The following is a 9,568-nucleotide window of genomic DNA, read 5'->3' on the forward strand; positions in this document are numbered from 1 at the left end:
CCCCATAACCCCATAACCGCACAACCGTAAAACCCTATAACCCCATAACCTCATAACCTCATAACCGCAAAACCCCATAACCCTAAACCCAGCAAAGGCCGTCTTTAGCGCTCCTAAAGACGGCCTTTCTCAGAACTGGAAAGCAGCCGGCATAACAGCCGGAGGTTTCCACTTTACTACTTCATGATACTATAACTAAACTGTCATAACAAAGAACTTACATTTTATTTTACGACGAGCTTGCGCGTTGTCTGTCCGTCGGCAGTTACCACCCTGACAACAGCCACGCCACTGTCGATGCCGTCAAGCGTCACGGCCGTGCGGCCACCGCCAACGCTCTCATGCCCAAGCATTGCGCCGCCTACGGAATAAACGCTCACCTCAAGCAGCTCAGCGCCCGAAGACACCACTACCTGCCGTGGCGCTACGGAATACACGCTTACGCCGCCATCTCCCGTTTCCACATCAGTTATGCCGGTAGTACCCTCGCCAGCACCCTTGGCGCGGATGAAGTAACGTCCGTGCGAAGCACCGTTTACGGTCAGCGTATAGCCCTCGGTCAGCGGAGTGTCAGTGTTCATCTCGGCGTCATAGAGCGACGGCTCCATCAGCGCCGCAACGCCAGTAAACGTCAGCGTAGTGACATCATCGTCAGCTGCAAATATACCCAACGGAATCTGTCTCAAGTCCTTGATTCGATTGATGCTCGTTGCCATATTGCCAGCCACGGTATAAACCATTGGCACTGAGTTGTCAGCCTCGCCTAACAACTGCACATCCTCAGTCGTTACATATCCATTCTCAGCAGAAGCCTTATAAGAAAGTAACGCCGAACTCTTGCCGTTTTCAGCAACAGCGGAAATCACCAGACCGTTTGTCGACGTAGCATTTCCCGTTGTCGCTGGCTTCAATGCTGCCATATCAGCATTAAAATAGATGGTCCGTTCGCCTGTCGACGGTTGTCCTTTCAGCTGGGCATAGAACGCCGTGTATGGAGGAATCAGAGCGTCGCTTGTTCCGTCGGAAGTCCACCAGTTGCCGTCTTCGTCAGCCGCACCGGTCATCGGGTCGCCGTTTCCAATCCAATACATGCTCTCCAACACATTGCTGTTGGCAGCAAAAAACTCTTTGGCAGAAAGATGCGACACAAACGGATTACCTATTATTATATACTTACCATCCAATGACGGTTTTATTTGAACATCATAAACAGACGATTCGCCAACGAGTCCGTCCGTTGTAAGACGTCCATAGTTATCACGGCTTAGTTGATCAGAATAACCTGAATAAGTTTCATCAGATTTCGGGAAGCGGAATGTCACACTGTCTTTTGAATAACTGCTACCCATGTTGGCATGGATTGAGAAGCCCTTACCCTGCAAATAAGGCACTGCGACATCATCGAATGTAGAACTCCATACTACCTGATCGCTTATAGCTGCCGTTCCTGCATTTGAGTTCTGAACAACTCTGGCATTACCGTCCCAACTGCGCTGTGTCATAAACGGCTTGAACCTGCTGTTATCTTGGAACGAAATGTCTTCGAAATATTCGGAAGTTTCATCACCGGAAGTCTTAGTGTACCAGTCGCCGGAGTAAACCCCTGTCAGAGGTGTACTTACCAACGTCCATTGCTTCACCGGCATACTTACTTCCGTCCAAGCCTTGGTGTATTCCAAAAGTTCACTATGCAACATTTCTCCACCGTAATCAAAATGCACTTGCTCGCACAGGTTGGTTTCATATATATCAGCCAGATATGTGTCATCATCCTGCTTTTGCACGGTGAGGTCATATTGTATGTATTCCGTCGGATTACTTAGTTCACCCTTATTTGTCATCAAGTCAAGAATCCTGCCGCCAGCCACTGCCGCCGGTGCATCGTAGAGTTGTACCGCACCTGTTGACGGTATAACAATCTTTGTTGTTTCCAAAGGCGCATAACCCTGGCTCGTCCCGTTGTCATCATTGGTTATATAGGCACTTTCATCCTTGTTCAATTCTCTAGGCTCGGCACGACGCCAATTGCCATCATCATTCCAGTTGCCAGATGTTGTTCCTGTCCAAACCTGATAATCGGGAACAAATACCAAAGGTATGGTAAGATTGCCATAACAAGCTTCCGTGTGCACCGGATTTGAAGTAAATTGGCATTGCACATAATAGCGGAATCCTTCGCGTGGGGTGAAGTCGGGGTTGGTGAAGTGCAGAACCACACGCGATTCTCCTGCCGTCATGGAAGAGTTAATCGTAAAGTCATCAACAGTTCCTATCAATATTTCATTTTCATTTACATCGTAATGACTATCATTAGTCCAAACCAAATACAGATTATTAGCACCATCGCCATCTATTGGAGTTACCGTCACATCTTGCTCTGTGCCGTCAGAAGTTATGAGTTTCGGATCTCTAACCGGTACAGGCAGACCTGCACTACCTAATGCATCATACTGCGACTTACCGATACGCACCTTCACGCGGTAGCCTTCTGCTGCCGAATAATCTTCATCTTTGTTACCTACATTCAAGGTCGGGGCTGTGCCTTGAGCATAAAGTATCATAGGCGTAGGCTCCCAACAAACGGAATAAGCCTCTTCCATACCGTCAGGTATGTATTCATCCATATAGCCAATAGGTATAAGTACTATCGGAGTTTCCTCCTGACGAAGCCTTATGCTCAGGTCATTGGATGCAGCCAAGGTTAGTTTCGGATTCAATCCATCAACACTATAATCCGTGCTAAGGGTACGTATAAGATCGATGTCTTCTTGATACAAACGCCAATTACCACCTTCATCATCTCTCTCTTGCGACACAACATTATTTGTCACGCTTGTCAAGTCTGGATAAAAATGACGGAACTGTTCCAACGCCTGTTGCAAAGATCGTTGCTCACCTGTTCCTTCTATCGGGTCTGTATGCAAAGACCTAAATTCGTCAAGTGTACCAAAAAACCAATCAAACGGTGCATCAATGGGTACTTGCTTTCCATCTGCAGCAGTATAATACATATTTACATCTACATTGGGTTCTTGACCTATACAAGCCAATGCTGTCTGCGAGTGTTGCAAACCTCCGTTGACTCTTATAATCAGCGGGCCCTCAACCGTGAATATTCCACGCAATCCGCACACATCACCCATGGCATAAGCATCACCATACTTTGTAATATCACTACCTGGATCGCCATCTTCTCCAACTCTAAAAAGAACATAATAGCTCTTTCCTGTCTGCAACGTAGATGTACCATCGCCATTGGTGGGAATTGGTATCGTAAACGTCAGTTGCCGCGCATCGCCTTGGCCTCCAATATTATTTGCCCATCCGACTGATCCGTCATTAGCATCATAATCCGTGCAGAACAAGAATTGGCCGTAATTATCCTGTCCGTTGTAAATTCCATCACCATGTATCAAACCATCCTCAACAGCCTTATTAACATCTTCTAATGTTATATCGTCCAAGTTCATGTCTGCAAAGTAATTACGGTAAACCTCACGGTCTACAAAACTGAAATAAACAGTATGCGACACCTCAGAATTATTATTATCCCTTAATCCTGTACGATTTAAAAGCATTTCATAATTTATGCCAACCTCAACTTCTCCGCCATTATCACCTATTGTTCCTGTACACACAGGCCTTGTTGTATGAGCCTCAACCTCTACGGGGCTGAAATATATGCGAATATCATCTATGCTAAAATCACCTCCATTTGTACGAGAACAATTGTTCAACAACTCAAGGGTATAACGGTCATAAGTTTCATTTGAAGGATTAGTAAACTCAAAATACACTTGATACCATTCATATGTAGGATCATTTCTTTCTGAATATATACTTTCCGACGGCACGGGTATTTGTCCTACAGAATGGGTATAAACAACATGGCCACCTTCATCGTCATATCCACGTATAAGGAACATTACTCCTGCATCGGCATCACCACTCAAGCTTCTAATATATGCAGTAACAAAAAGCCTTGACGATCTACAAAGCTCAGCCTCAAAAGGTAATTCACAAATTGTACCAGGTCGTTCATTTGCATCCACATATAAATGGAAATCTTCGCTATTACCAGTTACTGTTGCCTCCTCAGGATCGGTAGTAGTTCTCCATCCATCGCCATTAGTTATTGCATACTGTCCCCATTGTGGATAATGACTTCGGTCTAACGCATAACTATAGTTTTGCTCCGAACCATATACACCAGCATCTCCTTCTCCACAATAAAACGCATATGAAGACGTGTCCCAATCCAACGGATAAGGATAATACCTAACATTAGGATTGTGTTGACTTACATTCAAGTCACTATAATTAACTGTCTTAAAATCAAAATTCAGTTGATTAAGTAGTCTGTAACCTCTACTTTCTAAATATTCATTTGTTCGATGGTAATAATTATTTGATTCACCTTCTTGAACTGCCTCATTTACGTCTCTAAGACGAATTCCCTCCGTTCCTTCCTCAAAAGTCAATTTAAATTGAGCTATATTATATCTTAACCGATTACCATTTTCATTTTCTCCATATTTGTAAACATTAATATAATATACGTCCCCATCAGAAAGTCTATCATTAAATTGTTGAAATGATATTTTGCGTGTATCACTGCCTACTTGTACATCACTTCTTGTTATACCATTTTGGGACGAATTTACATTTTGTCCTCGCGAATCAGTTATTTCTATTTGTAAATTATTAGGCGAGCCTGTATTTTCGCCTGGAACGAAATAATTGTCCGCTTGCATATCCAATACAACCTGTTCTAATGAATGTTCATTATTACTTATACGTTTTGCCGGAAGATGAATATCATGATTCTCATAATAAGTGCGGGTATTCTCATTATGAGAGGCTATTTCGTCACGGATTTCAGATGCAGGGCGTATTGTATAAATTAAGCGTTGGCTAAGAGTAGGTTCAATAAGATTATTTCCATCCCATCTTGCATCTTCGTAATCTGACATATCACATGCTAAATAATATACTTGATTTCCATAATTCATTGGCATATTAAGTCTTACTACTGTAAGAATGTGATGTAAATCACATCTCTCAGTCCAGTCATTTATAAAAGAACCTCCAACAACGCCATTGGACAATGTTGTTGTATAATCAACACCTTGATTATAATATGTAACAAAATCTTCATCAAACAAGCCATCATCTTCATAATTATACCATCGTTGATAAGTACACAATACACTTCGAGCTTGATTGATACCATCGAGCATAGCTGCTGGTACTCTTATATACTTCTGTTGGCCAGGATTCATGTAAATTACGGCTCGATATTCATGGGTTTTCTGTATAGGACCATATCCAAAATCGGATGTCGTTGTACCTTCTTCTTTAGATTCAAAATTGTCAGAAGGAGATGCATTTTCATCACGGGTATGGTTTTCTTGAAAAGCCGGATCATACCAATGACCTTGCTTATGTACAATGGTTCTATTCCTATTCTGTGCCTGCATTCCCACGCATCCAAAGAGCAATGCGAAGAGAACGGCTAACAGTCTGTATCTTTTACAAAAAGATGTATTTTTCATATAGCTACCTCCTTGTCATTTTTTTACTTTTACCATATTAAGCCATTCATACGGGAGCACTGCCGACGAGCTGCGCGTCGAGTTTATTCCCATATTTTCAATGACTTCATCTATTACATCATTATAATCCCTATCAACACTAACTATCACGGTGTAAGTGCGGTTGTACGTATTTCCACCGTCCGTCCACGATGCATCCAAATAAAATGTGTAAGTATTAGTCATTATTGATGCAGAACCAGAGAACATTATGTCCACAGAGTTTCCTGTGGCGGCATAATCATCCATTCCATCTGGATTGTAGTCATCCGCACGCCATGTAAAGCTTGATGTGCCATCTATATTAGCCAACGCCGCCTCTATGCTAAGCCAAGTTCCATAAGTTATGCTCACAACATAAGTCGTTTCATCAACAGCAACAACATACGCCAAATATCCACCTATACCGCGAATACCAGCTTTAGCATTAAGTTGCAAATCATAATTGTCAAAGCGCAATGTCAACTGATAAACGTGGTTGCGGGGTATGTCAGTTCGGCTGGTGCGCGACTCATACGACATTACGCCGCCTGTATTATCATTATCGGTTTTACCAGTGTTAAGCGTCACAGTGAAACCACCTTCGCCGGCTTCGACATTGGGCGTAGGTGTTTCGTTGACATAGAACGAGTAGGTTGTGCCGGCGTTAGGGTCGTAGCCGGTAAGGGGAATTTCGCCGGTTGACGCATCGCGCTTGCCGTAAAGGGAGCGGTCGGTGTTGTAGATATAAGCATTCCCGCCGGTTGCGCCCGTCTGGTCGCTCTCCATCAGCGGCACGTTTTGTGAATAGCCTGAGAAAGTGACGGTGGCATCCTGCCCTATCTCTGCATTATCTGGACTGACGGTAAGCTGTACCTTGCCTACAAGGCGGACGAGGCCTATCGATATGTCGTGCGTGTTGGCTGTGACGGTTATCCTCTGACTTGCACTCATGGGGATATACACCACCTCACCACTTCCATCACTGACAAACTTAATTTTGCCTGCCGGATCGGCTACCGTAAAGCCGTTGAGGGCTATGGTGTTTACCGTACTGCCTTCAAAACACGTGTTTATAAAATTATCAGCTGGTTGCGCAACCCCTCCAGCAAATCCTTGGTGTCCTTCAAAGTTTGCAAAGGCATAAACTGTGTATTCTCCCGGTGCAAGCTCAAACGATTCAGAACTCCAATTGGTCAGGTCGCCAGTACTTGCCGCGGTGCTATAGGCCTCAAGGGCTGCCGGATTACGCTCGAAAGACTGCATCACGCTGCCAGCTTCATTTACGATGTAGACGCGAAGGCTGTGCATGAACTCGTGTTCGTCGGCAAGTCCGTCGCCGCCAGCGCGTGTGCCGTTAAGGTCGCCTATCTGTTGCGCCGAAACGTTTAGGCGCACTTCCACCGGCTCGTTGCCGCCGGGGCAGTCGCCGTCCTCGTCGTTGTAGCACGACGAGAGGGCAAAGGCGCACACCAGCGGCAGTGCCAGCAGGGCGTATCTCAAAAAGTATGCGTATGTTTTCATAAAAAGTCTTTTTATCGGTTCATCACATCGGCAAGGTTTCAGGGTCAAGTCCCTCCCAGTCTTTCACATAAACGTTGGCTCTCAGCTCTTCATCGCCGGGTATGTCGCCACCGAGCGAATAAACGCCGGTCACGTTCACCTTATATATATTGTTGCGCACGATGGCGTATTCCATCACGCCGTTGGTTGTATCATCATTGTTGTTACTGTGGCGCAGCCACCAAACATAGTAGCACTGGCTGTTGTAATATGTGCGCAGGCGTTCGCCGCTGCTTGCGTAAAGCAGTTTGCGCGTATTCTTTTCGCCTTGATTTATCTTTGGGCCGTTGTCAGGATCTTCAAAAACTCCAAGCTCTGTGCTGAGATACTTAGTCCACGTAGTCACGGCATCAACAGTGAAATATCCATTCTGGTTTGTCCTCAGATATTCGGCGTATCCTGTCGGGTCGTTCAGTTTATCGGCAAACGCTGTTACGTCAGCCCAACTTCTGCATTCTTTTATTCGCCCTTCAACATACTGTGCAAAGTCCTGCTGACTGTTAAGTGCGCCCATCATGCCGGTAAGCGTGGCGTACAACGTACCGTCATAACTGAAGAATGTTGGTTTCTTTTCCTTGTCATAACCGACAAGACCATCCGGAATAAACTCAGCCTTGAACACTATTCCCGTATTATAGTCTTTTGATGTGTTTGCCGATGACGTGATGTTTTCAAGCATATATCCCACACGATACCATCCTGCACCTTCGCCTTCCATAGCTGTACCGGAACTACACTTGCCTGCCCAATACGCCGGGTCATCAGAACCCTTGGGCAAGAATGTTTCGGAATTGTATAACCCGGCAGCATCAACCTGTGTTCCGGCAAGCCGCCCGTCAGCATCAGGCAATGTGAAACTGTTGTTGCTTTCGTTCTTCGTCAATGTCCATGGGTCAATGACATAGTTTGTAGCCATGCCGCCATTGGCAGGCTCTTCATCGCCGAGATAAGTCACGCTGCCATCTAATTTGTTGTCGATTGTCACACGCTTTATAAGGTAAGAACCGGCGGTAAACCGGTTGAGTATGGCAGCACCGTTTATCACAACCCGTGCGCCAGGATATTGCGGGTCATTACAAGTGTATTCGTTGTCTACCTGATAGTCAAGGCGTGCAGCAATGCGTTCCACATAGATTGACGTATTCCTGCCTGCCGGATTATCCGGACTTGTGTTTGCATCAGTAACGGTTAATTTTTCGCTACCATCTTCCGAAGACATCATGAAGTTTGAATATACTTTTTCTACGTCTCCCGTCTCTGTCCAAACCTGTGTGCTAATGTTGTCGCGCACCTCAGCAAGTGTCAGTCCGTCGGCAGCGAGCCGTTCCCAACGTCCGTCATTACCAGGATTTGCAACGGCAATCAGGTTATAAGTAGTATTAAATTCCAACGGTACCTGTACGGGATTGGTGACATAATTCCCATTCTCCATGCCGCTGACTGTGAAGCTGGCATATTCGTCTATCGGGGTGCTGCCGTCAGCATTGATATTATTGTCTGCGCGGTAGAAGAAAACAAGAGCCGAGGATATTGTATTTTCATATTCCTGTCCTTCCTCACGGCCTTCATTGTTTTCCTCGCCACCTTCTGGGGTGTCTCCTGCTCGTGTTCCTTGCCCTGATGAGGGTACGGTGAGGCGCAGTTGCACGTAAACTTGCTGTCCTTCGCCGCCATTGTCGGGCGGACACTCCATGTCGTCGCTCATGCTGCACGACGCCATTACCAGTATCAATGCCAGACAGAGGGCGGAGCCTAACCATTTATATTTATCATGTTTCATAGATTCACTTTTTTAAGGAATTTTCTTTTTAGGAGGGAAGGGGTTTTTCTTTCAGGAGTTAAAGGAGTTTTTTAGGAGTTAAAGAAGTTTTTCGCTTTGCTCAAGGAAACTCTCACTTCGCTACGCTCCGTTAGGAGTTAAAGCCAAATGCCTTGTTGGTTGCTCTCTAAAGCAAATCTCCTCGTCTGCTTGTCACTTGTCAACTTGTCTGCTAAACATATCTCCTTGTCTGCTCGTTTCTCGTCAACTTGTCGACTAAATATATATCCTCGTCTGCTTGTCGACTTTCTTAAGAGCCTCACTTTTTCACCTTCTCACCCTTTCACCTTTTCACTTAGATTACAGTTCCTCAAACTGTATGCGCTTGCTCCAGCCGAGCACGCTGATACTGATGTTGATGTACTGGAGCTCGTCGCCGCGCAGGAATACGGTTATCTGGTAGTCGTACCCACGGTCGAGGAATTCCTGCTCTGAGTATGCATGGAGTTCGTCGCTGGTGCGCAAGCGAGAGAGAATGTCGGGCAGGTTGAGGTTAGCCACGATTATACCCGTCTCTTTGTTGCGGATGTACAGATGTCCGTCGTTTTCTGCGTTGTCATGATAAATAAGGCGCGAGGTCATAAAGTCGGCATGGCCTATCTTTCCTACACCC

At 45.4% G+C, this 9,568-nt stretch carries 4 protein-coding genes; all 4 read right to left on the reverse strand.

From position 1 onward, the window contains the following. Positions 1 to 224 precede the first annotated feature (224 nt). Entirely contained in the window at positions 225 to 3,953 is a 3,729-nt protein-coding gene (locus tag H6A34_RS11985) for a T9SS type A sorting domain-containing protein (protein WP_205105708.1), read from the reverse strand. A gap of 1,617 nt (positions 3,954 to 5,570) precedes the next feature. Further along, complete coding sequence (locus tag H6A34_RS11990; protein WP_205105709.1) at positions 5,571 to 7,097, reverse strand: hypothetical protein; 1,527 nt, start codon at positions 7,095 to 7,097, stop codon at positions 5,571 to 5,573. 22 nt (positions 7,098 to 7,119) lie between these two features. After that, on the reverse strand, positions 7,120 to 8,916 hold the full coding sequence (locus H6A34_RS11995; RefSeq protein WP_205105710.1) for an Mfa1 family fimbria major subunit: 1,797 nt from the start codon (positions 8,914 to 8,916) through the stop codon (positions 7,120 to 7,122). A 339-nt stretch (positions 8,917 to 9,255) separates the two neighbouring features. Beyond that, on the reverse strand, positions 9,256 to 9,568 hold a 313-nt coding region (locus H6A34_RS12000; RefSeq protein ID WP_205105711.1), incomplete at its 5' end, for a FimB/Mfa2 family fimbrial subunit.

Source organism: Marseilla massiliensis, from assembly GCF_016899855.1.
Taxonomy (GTDB): Bacteria; Bacteroidota; Bacteroidia; order Bacteroidales; family Bacteroidaceae; genus Prevotella.